The following is an 18,250-nucleotide window of genomic DNA, read 5'->3' as shown; positions in this document are numbered from 1 at the left end:
CACGTCTTCCTCACCCCTTGTGGGCGAGGAAGACTAGATGGCCGGCGTCTGGGGCGGTTCATGGGGCGGCACATGGGACGGCCATTGGGCGCAATCCGTCGCACCGCCGATCGAAACGCTGGTGCTCGGCGCCATCCGCATCCGCCCGCTGCTCGGCGCCGCGGTGCAGATGAAGACGGCGCTATCGGCCGACATCGAAACCGGCCCGCTCATCGCCGGCAAAGTCAGGACGGACCAATGCTGATGCAAAACGGAGATGCCGGCGGGGCAGCGCCCCCCTCTGCCCTGCCGGGCATCTCCCCCACAAGTGGGGAGATCGGCTGATGACCTGCATCGTCTATGTCGCCAACACCAATCTGATCGAGGTCGTCGGCCTGAAAAGCGCGATCGAGGGCAGCTATGTCAACGACGCCGCTGTCTCGGTGACGGTGAAGGATGCCAGCGGCACCAACGTTTCGGGGCAGACATGGCCGGCGACGCTTGCCTATGTCGCCTCCAGCGATGGCCTCTATCGCGGCATCCTTGAGGACGATCTCGCTCTGGTCGATGGCGCGCAATACTACGCCCATGTCGAAGCCGACGCCGGGGCAAACCGCATCGGCCATTGGGAATTCGCTTTCACACCGAAGACGAGGCGGGGATCCTGATGGATTGGCAAGCGCTGCTCTACGCGCCGATCTACGCCACGCTCGGCGTCGAGGCGGTGCTGACCGTGGCCTGCGGCGATCCGCCGATCAAGACCGGCGCCGATGGCGGGCCGCTTCTGGTGCTCGACAAGACCGCCAGCTACGTCACCGGGATCGGCGGGCGCTTCCAGGCCGAGGTGATGACCGTCACGCCTTCGGCCATTGTGCGTGCCGTCGATCTGGTCGAGATCGACCGCGAAAAACTCCACGATGCTGAACTGGTCTTCAACGGCAAGACGTGGCTGATCGACACCTTCGCCCCAAAGCCGTCGCCGAATGGCGAGGCGGACGGCGAGCTGCTGCTGTTCCTGAAGGACCGCTGACCTCTTTCCCCGGAAGGACAAAAATGGATACCCGCGAAGCGATCCTTCAGCGCCTGGTGGCGATTGCCAAGACGTTCAAGACCGATGGCATCAAGGAGGTCTTCCGCAACAATATGCGACCGCCCGAGCCGAATCTGCCGGCGATCCTTGTGCTGGATGGCGATGAGGCGGCCGACGAGACCGATCCGAACAGCCGCGGCTCGCGCGGCCCGCGCCGCATGACGATGACACCGCAACTGCTCATCGTGCTGCCCGAGACGCAGAAAGATGTCGGCACCACACTGAACGCCTGGCGCGCCAAGCTCATCCGCGCCATTGCGACCGACACCGATCTTGCCGCGCTGACCACCAACCGCATCGGCGGCCGGCTTCACTCGACCCAGACATCGCTGGCCTGGGGCCGCTCGATGCTCGGCGAAATGGGCGTGGCCTTCGCCATTCCCTACTACCTCGACCCGAACACGCTTTGAGTTCGAAGAGTTCAACCCTCGAAAGGAAAGACCCATGGGCGATTCTCCCGATACTGCTAATTATCGCATCCCCGCCGCCAGCATCGCGATCAAGAAGTCCACCGACATGGACTATGTCGACGCCGGCAACCTGGTCGACTTCGTCTACACGCCTGCGGTGACCAAGAAGGAACACTTCTCCGGCCGCGTCGGCATCCGTGCCAAGGATTTCACCGCGGTCACCCAGGTCGCCGCCTCGATCAAGGCGACGCTCGACGAGAACACGGCGCGCAACGTCGCCATGTTCATGCTGGCCACGGTCGACACCAACACCGACGGCGACGAGATCATCGACCCGCTGACGGCGCCGAACCTCACCGTCGACATCAAGCTGACCGCCACCAACACGGTCGGCCCGATGATCGATTTCGAGGGCAACGTCACCATCAGCCCGTCGGGCGATTTCAACCTGATGGCCGACAATGACGACTTCGCGCAGATCCCGCTGGTCGCCGACGTCAACAAGGCGGACGGTCGCTATGGCCGCTTCACCATCCGCCAGCAGGCTTGATGCATGACCGACTTCATCGACATTGCGCCGCTCACCTTCACGGAGACGGTGCGCGGCAATGAGGTGACGGTGCGCGGTGTCGAACTGACCGACATCGCGCAGATCATCATGCGGTTTCCAGAAGTGGCCAAGCTCTTCGACATCAAGGGCAAGGCCAAGGTCGATCCGAAGCTGTTCAACACGCTTTCCGTCCAGTTGCAGGCGGCCCTGATCGCCGCCGGCATCGACCGGATAAAGGAAGCGAGTGCGCTCAACCTGACACCCGGCGAGCGGGCGCTGCTGATCTCCCGCATCCTGTTGCTCACGGTGCCGAGCCCTGCCGGCCCTTTCCTCGAGGCGCTGGCCAGGCTAACCGGCAAGGACGGCGCCGCGACGATCGGGGAGCCGGGGAGAGTCTAGCGCTGGCGGCGGCGCGGCTGAAGGGCCTTGGCCATTCCGCCAGCGAGATCATGCACTACACGCCGCGCCAGGTGGCGGCGTGGCTGCATTACGGCACGATCAACCGCCGTCATGAGATGGCCGACGAACTGGTCATCGGCATGAATGCAGCGCGTGGTGATCCGAAGGACGTCTCGAAACAGATCGAGGATCTGCGCGAATGAGCAGCCTGAAAATCTTCATCGAGGCGGCTTCCGGTCAGTTCGATGCGGCGATGGCGGAATCGACCAAGGATTTGACCGCCGCATCGATGACCACCGCGCGCAAGGGCGCCGACATCGCCAAGCGGGAAGGCCGCGCCAACATCGCCGCCGCGGGTTTCAGCCAGAAATGGCAGAACACGCTGACCACCATCGTGTACCCCAAGGAAGGCGTGTCGACGCAGCCGACGATCCTGCTCTATTCGAAAATCAAGTATTCCAACATTTTCGAGGAAGGCGGCTCGATCTTCGGTCATCCGCTGCTGTGGCTGGCGCTGCCGACCGCGCCGAAGATGATCGGTCGCAACCGGACCACGCCGTCGCTCTACGCCAGCCATGTCGGGCCGCTGTTTTCGATCGTCAGGGCGGGCAAGCGTCCGTTGCTGGCGGCCAGGATCCGAACCAGCCAGAAGGGCAAGCGCGGCGGCGTCCAGTTCAAGACCGTGCCGATGTTCGTCGGCATCGACGAGACGACGCTGAAGGCGCGCTTTGCCATTCACCAGGTCGCCGAAAAGGTCGGTGATCAACTGCCGGAGATCTTCGCGGCGGAGTTCAACAAGGGCTAGTTTTCGTCGACGACGCTGTCGAAGTCACGACCGACCATCAGCAGCACGAAGCCGCCGAGAAATGTCAAGCCGGTGATGGCAATCAATCCAATCGGCCACCATCCCGGCGTCGAGACATACCAGGCCCAGCCGATCGCCTGAATGATCGGCGAGCCGAGCAGCAGCCACACGCCGTGGACGCCGTCGCCATTCAAGCGGCTTCGTGTCGTCACCCTGTACTTGATCGCCATCACTCGCCCTCCCGCAAGGACACAGACTAGTGGCTGAACGCAACGCAATCAACGTCCTGATCAAGCTGCTCGGCGGCAAGGAGATGGTCGAGGAACTGGTCAAGCTCGGCGAGACCGGCGAAAAGGCCATCCACCAGATCGACGCGGCGACCAAGAACGTCAATCTGTCCGGCATCGGTCATGATCTCTCCCTGCTCGCCGGCGACGTCGCGACCTTCGCGACGCGTGCGGTTCTCGGCATCACGGCGCTGAAGGTTGCCGCCGACGGCGTCGTCGCGGTGCTGTTCGAACTGGCGAAATCCAGCGCCGAATCCGCCGACGAGGCCGGCAAGGCCGCGCAGGCCGCCGGCTTGTCGGCGAAAGCCTATCAGGAATGGGCGTTCGCCGCCGAAAGCGTCGGTGTCAGCCAGGAGGGATTGAGTACGGCCCTTAACACCTTCAACAAGCAGGTGACGAAGACAGCCGACGAGACGGTGAAAAGCACCACCAAAAGCGGTAAGGCACTGAAGCAGTTTGGTGTCGATGCAAAACAAGCGAACGCCGACATCACGCAAGGCGCCGGCTATACGGTTCAGGCATTCAAGGACATCGGCGTCGAGGTAACGCGCTTCGGCGAGAAAGCCTCCAAGGTCAAGGCCGGCACGGCGCAGGCCAAGACCGGTTTCGATGAACTCGGCATCTCGGTCAAGAATTCCGGCGGCACGCTTAAGACCAATGAACAATTGCTGCTGGCCGTCGCCACTGCCTTCCAAAAGATGCCGGACGGCGCTCGGAAATCGCAGATCGCGCTGAAGCTGTTCGGACTGGAAGGCGCCAAGCTCATTCCGCTGCTCGACCAGGGCGCGGCCGGCATCGAGGAGTTCAAGAAGAAGGCGGCAGAACTCGGTATCATCTTCGACGACGACCAGATCAAGGCGGCGGCCAAGTTCAACGACGCCTTGCTCGAATTGCAGAAAGCGGCTGGTGGCGTGCTCAAGCAGCTCGGCAGCATCTTCGTGCCGTCGTTCACGGCGGGCGCCAATGCCTTCCGCGACCTGATCATCCGCAACAAGGCCGCCATCCTCGATTTTGCCACCAATGCGCTGGCTCGGGCAAAAGTCCTGATCGCCGATTTCTTTGCCGCGCTCTCGGGCCGCGATGCCGATGTCAGCGCCAGCGGCAAGTGGATCGTCGAATGGCGCGATGCCATCGTCGGCTTTGGTGAAGACGTCGTGCACGTCGTCAATGGCGTCGTCATCCCGGCGTTCGAGACGCTGCGCAAGGCGGCAAGCCTCGTCACCGATGCCGTCAATGCGGTCTTCGGTACAAATCTTTCCGGCGGCGAACTGCTGATCCTGGCGTCGATCACGCAGATCCTCGGCGGCTTCCAGGTGCTGCGCACGGCGATCTTCACCACCATCAACGCGCTGTCGATCTTCTCGACCGCGCTGCTGGCCAATCCATGGCTTGCCGTGCTGACGGTCGTGGCCGGAGGTATCCTGCTGTGGGCGACGAGGACCGACGAGGCAACCGCAGCGCTGCGTGTCCACGATGATCTGATCGGCAAGGTTGGCAGCGCATACGACCAGGCCGGCCGCAAGGTCGCCGAGATGTCGCAGCAGGTCAAGGATGCGGCGCTTATCCAGGCCAGGCTGTCGCAGGATGCGGCAAACAAAGGCCTTTCCAGCGCGATCGATGACGCAATCAACGCCATTCAGCAATTCGACGGGTTGCTGCCTCATGCCGCCGACAAGTTGTTCGAGGTGTTCAAGCAGTTCCAGGGCACGAAGGATGTCGAGGCGTTCCGCGCCGAGGTGTCGAAGATTGGTGCCGAGAATCCCGAACTTGGCAAGCTGGCCCAGCAGTTCCTAGATATCACCAACAATGCCCACAAGCTGGCGCAGGATGGGCAGGAAAGCGCGAACTTCATCGGTCTCTTGACCGGCAAGCTGACAGACAGCGAATTCGCCGCCAAGCAGGCGGCGCTCGGCATTGCCGGCTTCAGCGCTGATACCAAGACTGCGGCAACGGATGTCAAGGATCTCGGCACCAAGGTCGATGAAACCAAGACCAAGGTCGAAAGCCTTGGCCAGACCATCACGGTGTTTCGCGGCGGCGGCGCTGGCGGCAGCCTGACCAAGGAAGTCTTTGATGTCGTCGACGGCGTCGCGCATCGCGCCGAACAATCGAAGGCCGCCCTTGATGGCGTAGCCTCGAGCGCACAGGCCGCCGGCGACCATATCCGGACGGTCGCGACCGAAGTCGCTGCCGTTCCTGATGCCCTGAAGGCCGATTCCATTAAGCCTGCGGTCGATGGCATTGTCACCGATATCAACCGGGTCAAGCCGGCGGCTGACGCAGCAGGCGCAAGCCTAAGAGAGGCGCTAACTATCGATACCGGCGTGGGCGGCGGCCTGGCTGCGAATATCGATACGGCTGTCTCCGGCGTCATCACCAGCGTAGAGAAGATGCCACCGGCCGCTGACGATGCCGTCGGCGGATTGAAGGATGCGCTAGATCAATCCGATGTCGGCGGCGGCTTAAGCGCTAACATCACTCAAACGGTTGATGGCGTAATCATCGATTTGGAGCGGATGCCTCCCGCCGCCCAAGAGGCGGCAACCGCGACGGCTGATCCGTTTCAGCAGTTGCCATCGATCTTCTCAGGCATCTTCTCCGGCCTCGGCGCGCTCGTCCAGGGCGGGTTCGGCAATCTCACGTCTGTCATCCGCAGCCTCGCCGGCCAGATCCGTTCCGAGATCAGCTCTATCATCTCTGCGCTGCAGTCTGCCGTCGCGCAGGTGCAGCAGTTGCGCGCGCAGGCATCGTCCAGCAGCAGCAGTTCGTCCGGTGGCGGTGGCTCGCAGGGCGGCTTCGCCGGCGGTGGCGACGTGCGCGGTGCCGGAACCGGCACCAGCGACTCGATCCTCGCCTGGTTGTCCAACGGCGAATTCGTCAACCGGGCGGCTGCTGTCGCCTATTATGGCCGCGACATCTTCCATGCGCTGAACAACATGACGCTGCCGAAAGGCTTGCTGCGCGGCCTGCGTGGTTTCAACGTCGGCGGTGCGGTGGAAACCTTCAGCCGATCGATGGCGACTCCGCGCTATGCCGGCGGCGGTCTGGCGATGGCGGGCGCGGCGGCCGGCAATTTGACAGAAGGCCGGTCCCCGCTTCATCTGCATTTTGATAACGGCGTCGTGATCGATGATGCCGTAATTGGCGATATCGGACTTCGAAAGCTTCAGACTGTTTCGCTGCGCGGCGCGCGCGTCAGCGCCGGCCGAGCTCCAAGGCGGAAGTGAACGCATATGACTGACCTCACCCTTCTGCGCCTCGACCCGATCGGCGTGCCGCCCTATTCGGCGCGCGGCATCACCGAGGATTTTTCGCTGGACGGCGATGCGCAACTGGCGCGCACCGTCAACAATGTGCTGATCGACCTTGGCGCCGGCGAGGCGGAAAAATTCAAGCTGAGCATCACCTGCACCGATCAGAACATGCCGGCGCTAGATGGTGTGAAGCGCGGCATGGAACTGACCGTCGACTGTGCCACCGAGTTCGTCTACATGACCGAAGGCGGTTCGCCATCGCGACCGGTGGCCTCGACCACCGACGATCCGGCGACGCGCACCGAGGGCGCCTTCACGCTCTACCGGCCGCGCCTGACCATGCTGGTGGCGGATTACCAGATGGGCTTCGATGAATGGGGCGCGACCTGCAACTGGTCGCTATCCCTGATCGAGAAATAGCGCATGTATTATTTCGCGTTCATAGACAGCGCCGATGTCGCCTTCGGGCTGGAGCATGAGGTCGAGGACTTGCTCGTCGTCGCCTACGAGCTCGCCCATCAGGAAAACGAGGACGCGACACTTGAGCTCAAGGTCAAGAATCCGCGCATCGGCCTGCTGGCATCGGGGCGCAAGCAGTGGCTGCTGATGTCATGGCGCGACGACGCCAACCCGATGGCGGGTGCGACGCTGATGTTTCGTGGCCGGCTGGTTGGCGTCCCGACCGATCTCCTGGTCAACCAGGTGACCTTGGAGTTCATTGCCCGTCCGCCCGATTTCGATGCGCAGAAACAGGCCTTGGCCGAGACCCTGAAAGTCGCTCCGTGGTGGGATCCAATCTGGATCAGGGCCGATGCCCGCGACGATCCTGATACGGTACTGGAAGCGCGCACCCAGCTTTATCATATCGACCGCGTCACCCATGAGGTGACGGTGTCCGACCTCATCAACGGCGAGGATGGGCTGGTCGATGTCGGTGGCGACTTCATTGCGGACTCCCTTGACATCGCCTTTGGCAGCCCGCCCGTGCGCCGCGTTTCGGTCGAAGGCTCAATCACATGGGATCAGGTCGCGGCCGGCGTTGTCGATATTTCGCAGCAATTGAAGGATGCCGCCAAGGCGGCCGGCTCTGGCGGTGGGCATGATCTTCGCTCGCTGACCGGCGACGGCGTGATGGAAGGTTTCCCCAAAGAGGGCGACAATATCGGCGGCGGCTGGAAATTCGGGCCATGCTCGATCACCCGCACGGATGGTTTTGTCAGGCCGACCGATTATCACCAGGTCGTCATGACCAACGGCACCGGGCAGTTTCCGATCTGGGACATGGCCCCGGTGCTGACCGCAGCCTACGACGTTTCCCGCCCGAGGGAAGAGGTGGTGACCTTCATATTGGAGGCCGACTGCCAGGCGATCCTGACCGATCCGGGCGACGAGGAGGTCATCGCCATCAAGGTGTCGGGGCAGGCCGATGAACTTGTCGATCCGCCATCGACGGATTTCCCGGATGGGACGCCGCCGATCGGCGATGTCCGCAGCCGCGCCTATCTGCCGACCGAACGTGGCTTGCGAAGCCTGGATTACCTGATCTGCCTGGCGCGCGGCAACATTCTGGAGCGGTCGCGCGCGGTGAGCGTGACGGCGACATTGAGCCGCTTTGCCGATGGTGTCGGCCTGTCCTGCCGCAAGAATGCCCGCTTTGCCGATCCGCGCATTCCGGGTGGTGAGGCTGCGGGGAAAGTCATCGGCTATAAGATGAACGGCGTGGCACGCGCCCATACCGTCGCGGTCACCATTGGCTGCACGGTCGGCAAGGGCAATACCGTGACCACCGTTCCCGGCACGCCGTCCTATGTCGACGAGGGTTATGTTGACGCCGGTTACCAGACCTATACCGGGCAGACGCTGATGCCGATTGCCGGCGGCGAGGTCACCTATGAGGACTTTTCCGATATCCCGCCTGTCGATGATGGTGTCGATTTCCTCAACGTTCGACCCGCCGACATGGTGACGCAGATCACCATCATCAACCCGTTGCCGGCGCAGCAGGCGGTTCTCGACGCCTTCAAGCCAGACCTCTCGGCGGCGATCGAAGCGCTCAACCAGGTGTTCACCGAAGTCGATGGCGACCTGAAGAAACTGACCATCGGCCGTGATGATCCACCGTTCAGAACGCTCTATCCGATCGTGGTCAGCCAATTGATGGTGCCAAAAACTCTGGACCTCGAGGCTGCTTGATGGTCGATATCCGCGGCCTGTCCGATCCATGGCGCGCTGGCCGAAACAGCAGCGGCGCCAGAATCCAGCTATTAGACAGCGGCGGCAATGGCACGGATGTGCTCAATCGCATCTTGGCCAGGGTGCCCGCCAAGGACACGTCCGGCGATGCCGATTTCCGCTTCGGCAAGGCGTCGCGCTTCACGCTGACGACGCCGGACCAGCCGACCAATCCCGGCGCCACGGTGACGTGGCCGCCGGACGATCGGCAGAACGACCCGTCCAACCCGATCGTCATCGACGATTTCGACTATATCGACCGCAGCGTCGAGAAGATCAAGGTCGTCAACAAGGACGATCCCGAGCAATACGTCATCGTCGAGCGCATCCTGAAAATCATGTTCGTCGATCGCCAGACCGGGCGCTACAAGCGCTTCAGCTTCGACTGGTCGAAGACACCGTCGGAAACCACGGACAACACCGGTGGCTGACGGCTTTGGCAGCAAGGCGAAGCCAGTCGCGCTCGATCCGTTCCAGCAGATCGTCGAGGTGCATTGGGCCGGCACCTTCCTGCTGCTGACATTCGGCCTGAAAGCCGATTCGACGCCGCGGGGCGAGCGCGGCACCGGGCCCGGGCCGGATATCGTCACGCCGTTTTCCGAAGCCTTCGTCACCACGGCGACGCCGGCCTATGCGTCGGCCGCGCCGGCGGCGCAGATCTGGACTGGCAGCGACTGGCTGCAGGACACCGCCGCCGAGGTCACGGCCTCCGGCGCGCCATCCCCGCCTGGCGCCTCCACCTTCGCCGACTGGGAGGTCAACGGCGTGACCGATGGCGGCAACTATGCGCCGTTCCCGCGCTTCATCGCCGGTTCCGGCTCGCCGCCCGATGTCCGGCTGCCCGATGCGCACAGCTACATCACCGACCTGACCGTCAACGGCGAGATGGTGGCGCAGAACTTCATCTCCTCGCCGCAGCCGCTGCCGGTCGGCGGTGACGTGCCCTTATGGGCGACATTCAACCCAGTGCCGGCGCAGAAGGCCACCTTCGCGCTCGACATGTCGGGCGTTTCGGCGGTGTACAAGGGCCGCACTTATGAACCGATCGCCACGCGCGTCAGCGGCCAGATGGAATTCAACACCGGCACGCTCGACGTGCTGCTGAAGCGTCACGCGGCATAGAGGTATTTCAATGGCAATTGTTCTGCGCTCGGTGAAGGGTTCGAACCTCATCCCGGCCGAAGTCGACGGCAATTTCACCGACCTCGACGGGCGGGTGACCGAGCTGGAAGAAAACCCGCCCGAGGCGGTCGGCATATCCAACATCGTCGTCAGCGGCACGCAGATGACGATCTATCTGGCCGATGCCACGGTGCTTGGACCGTACACGCTGCCGCAGGCGAACTTCCGCCCGTCAGTGGTGGCGGCGATCTCGGCCTCGACCCATACACCGGCGCTTGGCGATGCCAATTCCTACAAGCGATGCACCAATGCCGGCGGCTGCGTCGTCACCTTGCCGCTCAATGCCGACGTGCCTTATCCCGTCGACACCGAGCTCGGCTATCGGCAGTCCGCAGATGGCCCGGTCAGCTTCACGACGTCGACCGATGGTCCGACCATCAATCCGGTTCCCGGCTACCTCAACCAGTCGGCGCAGGAAGGCGCGCTGGTCACCCTCAAGCAAGTCGCGATCGATGTCTGGGACATCGGCGGCTGGCTGGCACCGGACGTGACGGCATGATTTTGTCCAGTGCGGCACAGATGCTGAATGCCAGCGGCTCGGATATCCCGACGCTGGCCAGAATCAACTTCCTGACCGGCTCCTATGTCGTCAACGACGTGACGGTCACTGCCGCAGATGTGATCGACCGGCCGGAGCTTGTCACTGCCAACGGCCTTGAGATTGTCGATGAGGCTTCCCCCGTTGCGATCATCGGCGACATGCTGGATATCCTTCTGACGGCAGACTGGACGATCGTCATCGAATGGGATCACTTCGACGATAACGGCAATATCTATCCTCTCGTCCTCTCTGGGCCGGGAAGCGACAATTCCATCGTGTTGAGGCGCTATGCCTTTAGCTTTGCGATGGATCTCCAGGATTATTCCGGGTCGAACTTTCGTGAAGCCACCGATGGAGAGGTTGTCGGCGACGGCATCCACCGGGTCGCACTCACGCGGACTGATGCAAAACTGGCTTTCTCCATCGACGGTCGGGCTGTCGTGTCGGACACGTCTATCAGTTTCGGCATCTCGCCGACGAGCGCCGCGATCGGAGATGCATCCGGCATCTTGGGAGACATCGCGATAACGATCCGCTCGCTCACAGTCCTTGCCCCACAAGACGACAGCCTGTTGCCGTCGCTGAGCGCCTGAAATTTCTCACGAAAAACGCCCGCGAGGGCGGAAAGGAACGACCAATGGCGAGCTCCCGCGAAAAGGAGGCGCTGGCCCGCGTGCTCGCGCATGAGGGCGGCTATGTGAACCATCCCAGGGATCCGGGCGGGCCGACCAACAAGGGCGTCACCCAGCGCGTCTATGACGCCTACCGGCGCGGCAAGGGGCTGGGCGCGCAGTCTGTGCAGCAGATCTCCACCAGGGAGGTCGCCGACATCTACGACCGGCAATACTGGGATGCCGTCAAGGGCGACGACCTGCCGACCGGCATCGATTACGTGCTGTTCGACGGTGCGGTGAATTCTGGTCCGAAACAGTCGGTCATCTGGCTGCAGCGGGCGCTCGGCGCCGCCTACAAGGGCCGTGTCGACGGCACCATGGGCCTCACCACCGTCGAGGCCGTCAACGCGGTGAACGACCTCGACGCGCTGGTCGACCGCATCTGCGATCAGCGCCTCGCCTTCATGCGGCATTTGAGCACCTGGCCGGTGTTCGGTCGCGGCTGGTCGGCGCGCGTCGCCGAGGTGCGCTCGATCGGCCGCGCCTGGGCGGCCAGCGAGACGCCGCATGTCGCCAATTTCTATGACGGTGCCGGCGCCAAGGCCTTTGCCGAGGATGCCAATTTGGCACCGATGACCGCTCCGGCCGATGCTGCCACCGGTGCCGGCGTCGGCGGGATGGGCGTCGCCGGCACGCTTGCCGGTCTCCAGGACCAGCTGGTGCCGTTCTCCTACGCCAGCGAGTGGATCACCAAGATCGTGGTCGTGCTCGCCATCGTCAGCGCGCTGCTCGCGGCTAGCGGCTTCGCCTGGAGCTGGTATGCCCGCCGCAAGGCCAAGCGCCTGGCCGAAGCGATGGGGGCGACCTGATGGGCGGCGGCGGCAATCCTCCGGACTTCTGGGCCGGCGTCGTCCTGGCGATCGTCTGCCATCGCCGGGTGCTCATCTGCGTCGCGATCATCGGCATCGCGGCCGGCGTGTACTGGATGTGGGCATGAGCTATCTCAAACTCGGCTTCGCCGCGGGGATCCTGATCCTGGTGCTCGGCCTTGCCACCGCGACCGCCATCTATCGCGGCAACGCCATCGCCGCCAAGGCCGAGGCCGCCCAGGCGCAGGAGGATCTGGCGACGGCCAAGGCGGTCAACGCTGCGAATGACCAGGCCCTTGGCCGCCTCAAGGCGCAGCAGCAGCGCGACGCCGACCTTGCCGCCAAACTGGCCGACCAGCTGGCCGACACCAACGAGGCGCTGAACGTGGCGACCGATGAACGCCGCAAGGCGGAGAGAGACAATGAAGACATTCGCAAGTTCCTTGCTCTTCGCATCCCTGACGCTCTGCGCGGGGTGCCAGACGCCAAAGCCGGCGGTGCTGACTAAGGTCGAGATCGTCAGGCCGCGCGTGCCGACCGTGCTTGCGGCCCCTTGCGCCAAGCCATGGCGCAAGGGGCCGGGGCCGGCCGGCGGCGCCGAAACCGTCGAGGATCTCTATGCTCGCGGTGATGTCAACGAACAGCGCCTGCTCGCCTGCGGCGACAAGGTCGCCGGCGTGATCGAGTGGGACAAGCCATGAGGACGTTTGTTGGGCAACGGCATCTGAGCGCAGGGGATTTGCATGGCAGCATCGGCAGGGGCCAAAAGCCTGGAGATGATGGTTGGCGGCCTCGTCGCCGCCATGGAGGGTGTCCAGCGCGACGTCACCGAGATACGCCGCGACATCAAGGAATCCGATGCCCGCGCCGCGCTGAGCTATGAACAGTCCGAACATCGCGCCGCCGCCAGCCGCTCGAAGATGTATGCCAAGACCGACGAACTCGTCGACCGGCTGGCCGAGACGGAGGCTGCGGTCAGGACGCTCACCGAGGACATGACCGAGGTCAAGGCGGTGACCGCCGAAGTGACGCGGTGGAAACTGATGGGCATGGGCGCGCTCGGCGTCACCGGCATCGCCTTCGCCTCGATGGGCTCGCTGCTCACCTATTTCTGGACCGACATCTGGCGCGCGCTGCGAGGCATGTGATCCCCAGCCAGAATAGTAACGGCATTATAACGGCATTGTTATTCGTCCCGCCTCGGTTCACACCGGGCGGGGCCTTTTTTTCGTGTCCCCAATTGCGCCACCTATTGTGCCCCAAATTTCGCCCATGAGCCGAATTGCGCAGTGTTTTCAAAAACACACAAAGGTGCGGGGGCATCTCGACCGCACCATTCTCTCTCCGATCCGCCTTGCCTCGGCGCCAGTGCGCGCCGGCACGCAATGGTGCACCAATCGCCATTCGCCACGCCAGCGTCGCAAATGGCGTGACCGACGAGTTCGCGCTTGCCTATAGTGCCCGTGACAACTCCATCCAGGGGCATCGCTTATGTTGGGCAATTTCCGGGCCGTGGTCGTCGGTGGCGGCTGTGTCGGCGCAGGCATTCTTTACGGCCTGGCGAAGCGCGGCTGGAGCGATGTCGCGCTGCTCGAGCGAACGCAGCTCACCGCCGGTTCGACATGGCATGCGGCGGGGCTGATACCCTCCTATGCGCGCAGCCTCAATGTCGGCCGCATGATCGCCAAGTCCATCGAGATCTATGAAGGCCTCGAAGCCGAAACCGGCCAGAAGGTCGGCTGGCACAAATGCGGCCAACTGCGCATCGCCAACACGCGCGACCGGCTCGACGAATACCGCAGCTACATGGATGTCGCCGAGGTCCAGGCGATCCGGGCGCGGATCGTATCGCCGGCAGAGGCGCACGAGATCTGGCCGCTGCTGAACAACAACGACATGCTGGGCGCGCTCTATCATCCCGATGACGGTCATATCGCGCCCGCCGACGTGACCCAGGCAATGGCCAAGGGCGCGCGCGACCTTGGCGCGAAGATCCATCTCGGCACCGAGGTGACGGGTTTCGAGCGGTTGCCAGGCGGCGAGTGGAAGGTCAGAACCTCGCGTGGCGACATGATCTGCGAACACGTCATCCTCGCCACCGGCAATTATGCACGCCAGACCGGCGCCATGCTTGGCCTCGACATTCCGGCCATCCCGATCGTGCATCAGTACTGGATCACCGAGGCGGTGCCCGAAGTGGTGGAGCGCAAGCGGCTTGGCCTGCCGGAAATGCCGATCCTGCGGGACGAGGGCTACGAGGGTTATCTGCGCGAAGAGGGAGACGGGCTGATGTTCGGCCCCTACGAGCGCACCGAACAGCTCAAGCTGTTCGCCGAGAACGGCGTGCCGGAATGGTTCGGCGCCGACCTGCTCGATGAGGATTTCGACGCCGTTTCCTGGAACTGGGAACGGGCGAGCGAACTGGTGCCCGCGCTCGGGCGCGCCGGCATCAAGCGGAACGTGCGCGGACCTTTCCAGATGACGGCCGATGAACTGCCGCTGATGGGGCCGGCCTGGGGGCTTCAAAATGTCTGGCTCGCCGAAGGTGTGCCTGGCGGCATCCTGTGGGGCGGAGCGATCGGCCACTATCTTTCCGAGCGGATTGTCGAAGGCGGCAACAGCATCGACACGGCGGAACTGGATCCGCGACGCTTTGGCGACCATGCCAACAAGAACTGGACCCGGGAGAAGGTGCGGGAAGCCTGGGGCACCCATGCGGCACAGCATTATCCGGGCCAGGACATGCCGGCGGCACGGCCGCAGAAAACGGCTCCGTCCTACGAGCGGCTGAGCCAGCTCGGCGCGGTGTGGGATGTGCTGAACGGCTGGGAAATGCCAAGCTGGTTCGCGCCTTCGGGCGTCGAGGCCCGCAATTCCTACAGCTGGCGCTGGATCGCCAAGGGCACCTATGTCAGCGAGGAGGTCCAGGCCGTCCGGCAAGCCGTCGGCCTGGTCGAAATGACGCCGATGACCAAGTTCGAGGTTAGCGGCCCGGGCGCCGAGCGCTGGCTCGACGAGATCCTCGCCAACCGCTTGCCGAAGCTCGGTGGTATCGCGCTCGCCCATCACATCACGCCGGCCGGCGGCGTGCAGGCCGAGTATGTCGTGGCGCGGCTGGGGAGCGACCTGTTCTACCTCGTCTCGACACCGCGCGCCGAGCGCTGGAACCAAGACGACCTCAGCCGGCTGCTGCCGAAGGACGGCAGCGTGCATCTGCGCAATGTCACCAACGATCGCGGCAGCTTCACCGTGGTTGGACCCAAAGCGCGCGACGTGCTGCAGCCGCTGACCGAGATCGATCTGTCGAACGAGGCTTTCCCCTGGTTCAGCGTCAAGTCGGCGACCGTTGGCCTGGCCAGCGACGTGCGGCTGATGCGCGTCAACTATTCGGGCGAACTCGGCTGGGAGCTTTATCATCCGCTCTGCTACCAGCGGCATTTGCTGGATGCGCTTCTGGCGTCGGGACAGGCGCATGGGCTCAGGCTGGTCGGGCTGCAGGCGCTGGAATCACTGCGTCTCGACAAGTCCTACCGCGCCATGTACCGCGACATGAACCTCGAATTGTCGGCCTGGGAAAGCGGTCTCGACCGCTTCGTGCGGCTCGACAAGGGCGGCTTCATCGGCAGCACCGCCCTGGCTGCGAAGCAAAAGCAGGGCACGACGCGCCGGATCGTCACGCTGTCCATCGATACGGACGGGGCGAGCGCCTTTGCCTATGAGGCCGTCTATCGCGAGGGCAAGCTTGTCGGCCGCGTCACCTCGGCGGGTTACTCCTATACGTTTGGCCACGACATAGCGTTGGCGCTGCTGCCGCTGGAGCTTGGCACGCCGGGAACAGCGCTGGAGGTTTCAATCCTCGGCGAGCGACGTCCGGCAAAGGTGATCGCGGACTCTCCTTATGACCCGGAAGGCGCGCGCGGGCGCATGTAGGACCCCCAGCACGTGGCCGTCCTATAAAGGCTGGACCTTTGGTCCGTTCGGCAGATCGATCGTGACAACGAGGCCGTTTGGCTCGTTGTCATGCAACTCGATCTTGCCGCCGTGGCCCTGGATGATGTCCGCCACGATCGAGAGGCCCAGGCCGAAACCGTGCTTCGAGGCAACGCCGCGCGACATGTCTTCCTTGAAGAACGGTTCGAAAACGCTGGAACGCGCCGTCATCGAAATGCCCGGCCCGTCGTCGCCGACCGCGATGCGCGCCGCTGTGTCGGCCTGCGTCAATGCAACGGTGACGTTGCCGGCGAATTTGAACCCGTTGTCGCACAGATTGGTGATTGCACGCGCCAGTGCATTGGGTTTGCACCAGCCCAGGAGCCTGTCCGGTCCGGAATAGGTAACCGAGAACCCGACATCGGAGAATTCGGCACAAACGGTTTGCAGCACGCTGGCAATGTCGGCGCGCTGAAGTTTCTCCGTCGAGACATCGTTGCGCAGATAGGTCAGCGTCTCGTCGATCAGATCTTCTATGTGCTGGACATCGGACAGTATGGCGGTTCGGACCGACCCATCATCCATGCGCTCGGCGCGAAGGCGCAGCCGCGTCAACGGCGTGCGCAGGTCATGGCTGACGCTGCGCAGCATGCGCGTGCGGTTTTCGATCATCGTGCGGATACGCGTCCGCATCGTGTTCAGGGCGCGCGCCAGGCCGACCATTTCGATCGAGCCGCGTTCCGCGAAAAGCTCGTTGCCGTTCTCGATCTCGGCTTCCCCCACGGCCGCCGAGATGCGCTTCAATGGGTCGGTCACGGCCCATACCGCAAACAGCCAGATCAGGACGGGCAAGGCGACAAAAGCCATGAATCGGTAGAACAAGGCACGGACGAAGCCCGATGTCAGCCAGGAATCGGGCATGCCGAAATGGGCCAGGACGCTCTGCTGGTCCAGATCGACGACATACGCGTATTGGCCGCCGATCCTTGTCCAGTGCCCGTCAACCATCCCCCTGTCGATGACGAAGAGCCATTCGATGCTCCGCGATTGCAGATAGGAAAAGGGAATAGTGTGGGTCTGTTCCTTGGGCAGGATCTTGAAATCGAAGCCTGCCCGCGTTGCCGTTGCCAGAAGGGCACCACGGGCTTCGCTCGGTGTTTCGCGCAACAAGGCGGCGACGATGGCGGCCCGCCTTTCGCAATCTTCCACAACGGGAAGGTCGACATTCTCTATCCAACCTTCGACGACCGATCCGACCGACATGATCACAATCACCGCAGTGAAAATGATTGCCGCAAACTGCCCACGCACCGACTGCGGCAGGAAACGGCGGGCCAAATCCCTCACGCTTCCTCCACAGTCGCGGTGAAGATGTAGCCGCCCAGCCGTACGGTCCTCAGAAGCACCGGATCGCGCGCGTCCTTTTCGATCTTCTGGCGGATCCGGCTGACATGGACATCGACGCTTCGCTCGATCGGGCCGGCAAGTCCGGCATGGGTTACGCTGAGAAGTTCCTCGCGCGACAGAACCCGGCCTGGATTGCGGCAGAACGCAAGCAACAGATCGAATTCGTGCGTCGTGGTCGCAACCCGCGCATTGCTTGGATCATGCAATTGCCGGCGAACGGGATCGAGGCGCCAGCCGTTGAAGCGAAGCACTTTCGATCGGTCCCGTTCGTCGGGAGCGTAGGCCGTGCGGCGCAGCAACGCCCGTATCCTTGCCGTCAGCTCGCGCGCGCTGAACGGTTTCGTCACATAGTCGTCGGCGCCGATCTCCAGTCCGAAGATGCGGTCGATTTCCTCGCCAAGCGCCGTCAGCATCAGGATCGGAACATTCGTGTGCGCGCGAAGACGGCGGCAGATGCTGAGGCCGTTTTCACCAGGCAGCATGATATCGAGCACGATCAGGTCGAATTTCTGGTTGAGAAGCGCGGCGTTCATCCGGGCGCCGTTGCCGGCGATTTCCACGATCATGCCGTTTTCGGTGAGCGTCTCGCCCAGCATACGCGCGATCTCGACATCGTCTTCGACAATGAGGACATGCGACCCTTGCCTCGGCGATTTGAACTCTGCGTTCAAATCGATCCGGTTTGCCGCAGCCTGCATTGC

At 63.3% G+C, this 18,250-nt stretch carries 24 protein-coding genes; 21 read left to right on the top strand and 3 right to left on the bottom strand.

Annotated features, from left to right (window positions below):
• The first annotated feature begins 37 nt into the window (after positions 1–37).
• The 8 genes from FJ978_RS28235 to FJ978_RS28205 all read left to right on the top strand — a co-directional run bounded on the left by FJ978_RS28235 (position 38) and on the right by FJ978_RS28205 (position 3,233).
• Positions 38–244 carry a hypothetical protein gene (locus tag FJ978_RS28235; RefSeq protein WP_140575917.1) on the top strand — a complete coding sequence of 69 codons (207 nt, stop codon included), beginning with the start codon at positions 38–40 and terminating at the stop codon, positions 242–244.
• Between the two features lie 79 nt (positions 245–323).
• Positions 324–647: a hypothetical protein gene (locus tag FJ978_RS32900; RefSeq protein ID WP_181180436.1), complete on the top strand. Its 324-nt coding sequence runs from the start codon at positions 324–326 to the stop codon at positions 645–647.
• The gene (locus FJ978_RS28225) at positions 647–1,009 is read left to right on the top strand and encodes a hypothetical protein (RefSeq protein WP_140575915.1); all 363 of its coding nucleotides are present in this window, start codon (positions 647–649) and stop codon (positions 1,007–1,009) included. Before FJ978_RS32900 ends, FJ978_RS28225 begins: the two co-directional genes overlap by 1 nt.
• A 23-nt stretch (positions 1,010–1,032) precedes the next feature.
• Positions 1,033–1,479, top strand: a complete 447-nt coding sequence (locus FJ978_RS28220) for a hypothetical protein (protein ID WP_140575913.1) — start codon at positions 1,033–1,035, stop codon at positions 1,477–1,479.
• 34 nt (positions 1,480–1,513) lie between these two features.
• Positions 1,514–2,029, top strand: a complete 516-nt coding sequence (locus FJ978_RS28215) for a hypothetical protein (protein WP_140575911.1) — start codon at positions 1,514–1,516, stop codon at positions 2,027–2,029.
• Positions 2,030–2,032: 3 nt separating this feature from the next.
• Entirely contained in the window at positions 2,033–2,428 is a 396-nt protein-coding gene (locus FJ978_RS28210) for a hypothetical protein (protein WP_140575909.1), read from the top strand.
• Between the two features lie 50 nt (positions 2,429–2,478).
• Positions 2,479–2,631 (top strand): hypothetical protein, encoded by a 153-nt coding sequence (locus tag FJ978_RS32895; RefSeq protein WP_181180435.1) that lies wholly within the window; start codon positions 2,479–2,481, stop codon positions 2,629–2,631.
• On the top strand, positions 2,628–3,233 hold the full coding sequence (locus FJ978_RS28205) for a DUF6441 family protein (protein WP_140575908.1): 606 nt from the start codon (positions 2,628–2,630) through the stop codon (positions 3,231–3,233). The genes FJ978_RS32895 and FJ978_RS28205 overlap by 4 nt, the downstream gene beginning before the upstream one ends.
• On the opposite strand, the gene FJ978_RS28200 is transcribed toward FJ978_RS28205, so the two are convergent.
• Positions 3,230–3,463 (bottom strand): hypothetical protein, encoded by a 234-nt coding sequence (locus tag FJ978_RS28200; protein WP_140575906.1) that lies wholly within the window; start codon positions 3,461–3,463, stop codon positions 3,230–3,232. The two genes, FJ978_RS28205 and FJ978_RS28200, sit on opposite strands and share 4 nt — an antisense overlap.
• Positions 3,464–3,492: 29 nt before the next feature.
• Between FJ978_RS28200 and FJ978_RS28195 the strand changes: the two genes are divergently transcribed.
• From FJ978_RS28195 to FJ978_RS28140, 13 genes are all read left to right on the top strand, one after another.
• The gene (locus FJ978_RS28195) at positions 3,493–6,747 is read left to right on the top strand and encodes a phage tail tape measure protein (RefSeq protein WP_140575905.1); all 3,255 of its coding nucleotides are present in this window, start codon (positions 3,493–3,495) and stop codon (positions 6,745–6,747) included.
• A 6-nt stretch (positions 6,748–6,753) separates the two neighbouring features.
• The gene (locus FJ978_RS28190) at positions 6,754–7,194 is read left to right on the top strand and encodes a hypothetical protein (RefSeq protein ID WP_140575903.1); all 441 of its coding nucleotides are present in this window, start codon (positions 6,754–6,756) and stop codon (positions 7,192–7,194) included.
• A 3-nt stretch (positions 7,195–7,197) separates the two neighbouring features.
• Positions 7,198–8,967 (top strand): hypothetical protein, encoded by a 1,770-nt coding sequence (locus FJ978_RS28185; RefSeq protein WP_140575902.1) that lies wholly within the window; start codon positions 7,198–7,200, stop codon positions 8,965–8,967.
• Positions 8,967–9,437 carry a hypothetical protein gene (locus tag FJ978_RS28180; protein WP_140575900.1) on the top strand — a complete coding sequence of 157 codons (471 nt, stop codon included), beginning with the start codon at positions 8,967–8,969 and terminating at the stop codon, positions 9,435–9,437. The genes FJ978_RS28185 and FJ978_RS28180 overlap by 1 nt, the downstream gene beginning before the upstream one ends.
• Entirely contained in the window at positions 9,430–10,128 is a 699-nt protein-coding gene (locus tag FJ978_RS28175) for a hypothetical protein (protein ID WP_140575898.1), read from the top strand. The genes FJ978_RS28180 and FJ978_RS28175 overlap by 8 nt, the downstream gene beginning before the upstream one ends.
• A 10-nt stretch (positions 10,129–10,138) precedes the next feature.
• Positions 10,139–10,687, top strand: a complete 549-nt coding sequence (locus tag FJ978_RS28170; protein ID WP_140575896.1) for a hypothetical protein — start codon at positions 10,139–10,141, stop codon at positions 10,685–10,687.
• Positions 10,684–11,322: a hypothetical protein gene (locus FJ978_RS28165; RefSeq protein ID WP_140575895.1), complete on the top strand. Its 639-nt coding sequence runs from the start codon at positions 10,684–10,686 to the stop codon at positions 11,320–11,322. Before FJ978_RS28170 ends, FJ978_RS28165 begins: the two co-directional genes overlap by 4 nt.
• Positions 11,323–11,366: 44 nt before the next feature.
• Complete coding sequence (locus tag FJ978_RS28160; RefSeq protein WP_140575893.1) at positions 11,367–12,212, top strand: glycoside hydrolase family 108 protein; 846 nt, start codon at positions 11,367–11,369, stop codon at positions 12,210–12,212.
• Positions 12,212–12,340 (top strand): hypothetical protein, encoded by a 129-nt coding sequence (locus tag FJ978_RS33430; protein WP_281406140.1) that lies wholly within the window; start codon positions 12,212–12,214, stop codon positions 12,338–12,340. The genes FJ978_RS28160 and FJ978_RS33430 overlap by 1 nt, the downstream gene beginning before the upstream one ends.
• On the top strand, positions 12,337–12,720 hold the full coding sequence (locus FJ978_RS28155) for a hypothetical protein (protein ID WP_140575891.1): 384 nt from the start codon (positions 12,337–12,339) through the stop codon (positions 12,718–12,720). The genes FJ978_RS33430 and FJ978_RS28155 overlap by 4 nt, the downstream gene beginning before the upstream one ends.
• Positions 12,710–12,913, top strand: coding sequence for a hypothetical protein (locus FJ978_RS28150; protein ID WP_181180434.1), 204 nt, complete (start codon positions 12,710–12,712; stop codon positions 12,911–12,913). Before FJ978_RS28155 ends, FJ978_RS28150 begins: the two co-directional genes overlap by 11 nt.
• Before the next feature lie 42 nt (positions 12,914–12,955).
• Positions 12,956–13,360: a DUF1515 family protein gene (locus tag FJ978_RS28145; RefSeq protein ID WP_140575887.1), complete on the top strand. Its 405-nt coding sequence runs from the start codon at positions 12,956–12,958 to the stop codon at positions 13,358–13,360.
• A gap of 343 nt (positions 13,361–13,703) precedes the next feature.
• The gene (locus FJ978_RS28140; RefSeq protein ID WP_140575885.1) at positions 13,704–16,142 is read left to right on the top strand and encodes an FAD-dependent oxidoreductase; all 2,439 of its coding nucleotides are present in this window, start codon (positions 13,704–13,706) and stop codon (positions 16,140–16,142) included.
• A gap of 21 nt (positions 16,143–16,163) precedes the next feature.
• On the opposite strand, the gene FJ978_RS28135 is transcribed toward FJ978_RS28140, so the two are convergent.
• On the bottom strand, positions 16,164–17,489 hold the full coding sequence (locus FJ978_RS28135) for a HAMP domain-containing sensor histidine kinase (RefSeq protein WP_140575883.1): 1,326 nt from the start codon (positions 17,487–17,489) through the stop codon (positions 16,164–16,166).
• Complete coding sequence (locus tag FJ978_RS28130; RefSeq protein ID WP_181176832.1) at positions 17,486–18,247, bottom strand: response regulator transcription factor; 762 nt, start codon at positions 18,245–18,247, stop codon at positions 17,486–17,488. The genes FJ978_RS28135 and FJ978_RS28130 overlap by 4 nt, the downstream gene beginning before the upstream one ends.
• Positions 18,248–18,250 lie beyond the last annotated feature (3 nt).

The organism is Mesorhizobium sp. B1-1-7 (assembly GCF_006442705.1).
Taxonomy (GTDB): Bacteria; Pseudomonadota; Alphaproteobacteria; order Rhizobiales; family Rhizobiaceae; genus Mesorhizobium; species Mesorhizobium opportunistum.
The sequence above is the reverse complement of the archived record's forward strand: the minus strand, read 5'-3'. Positions and strand labels throughout refer to the sequence as shown.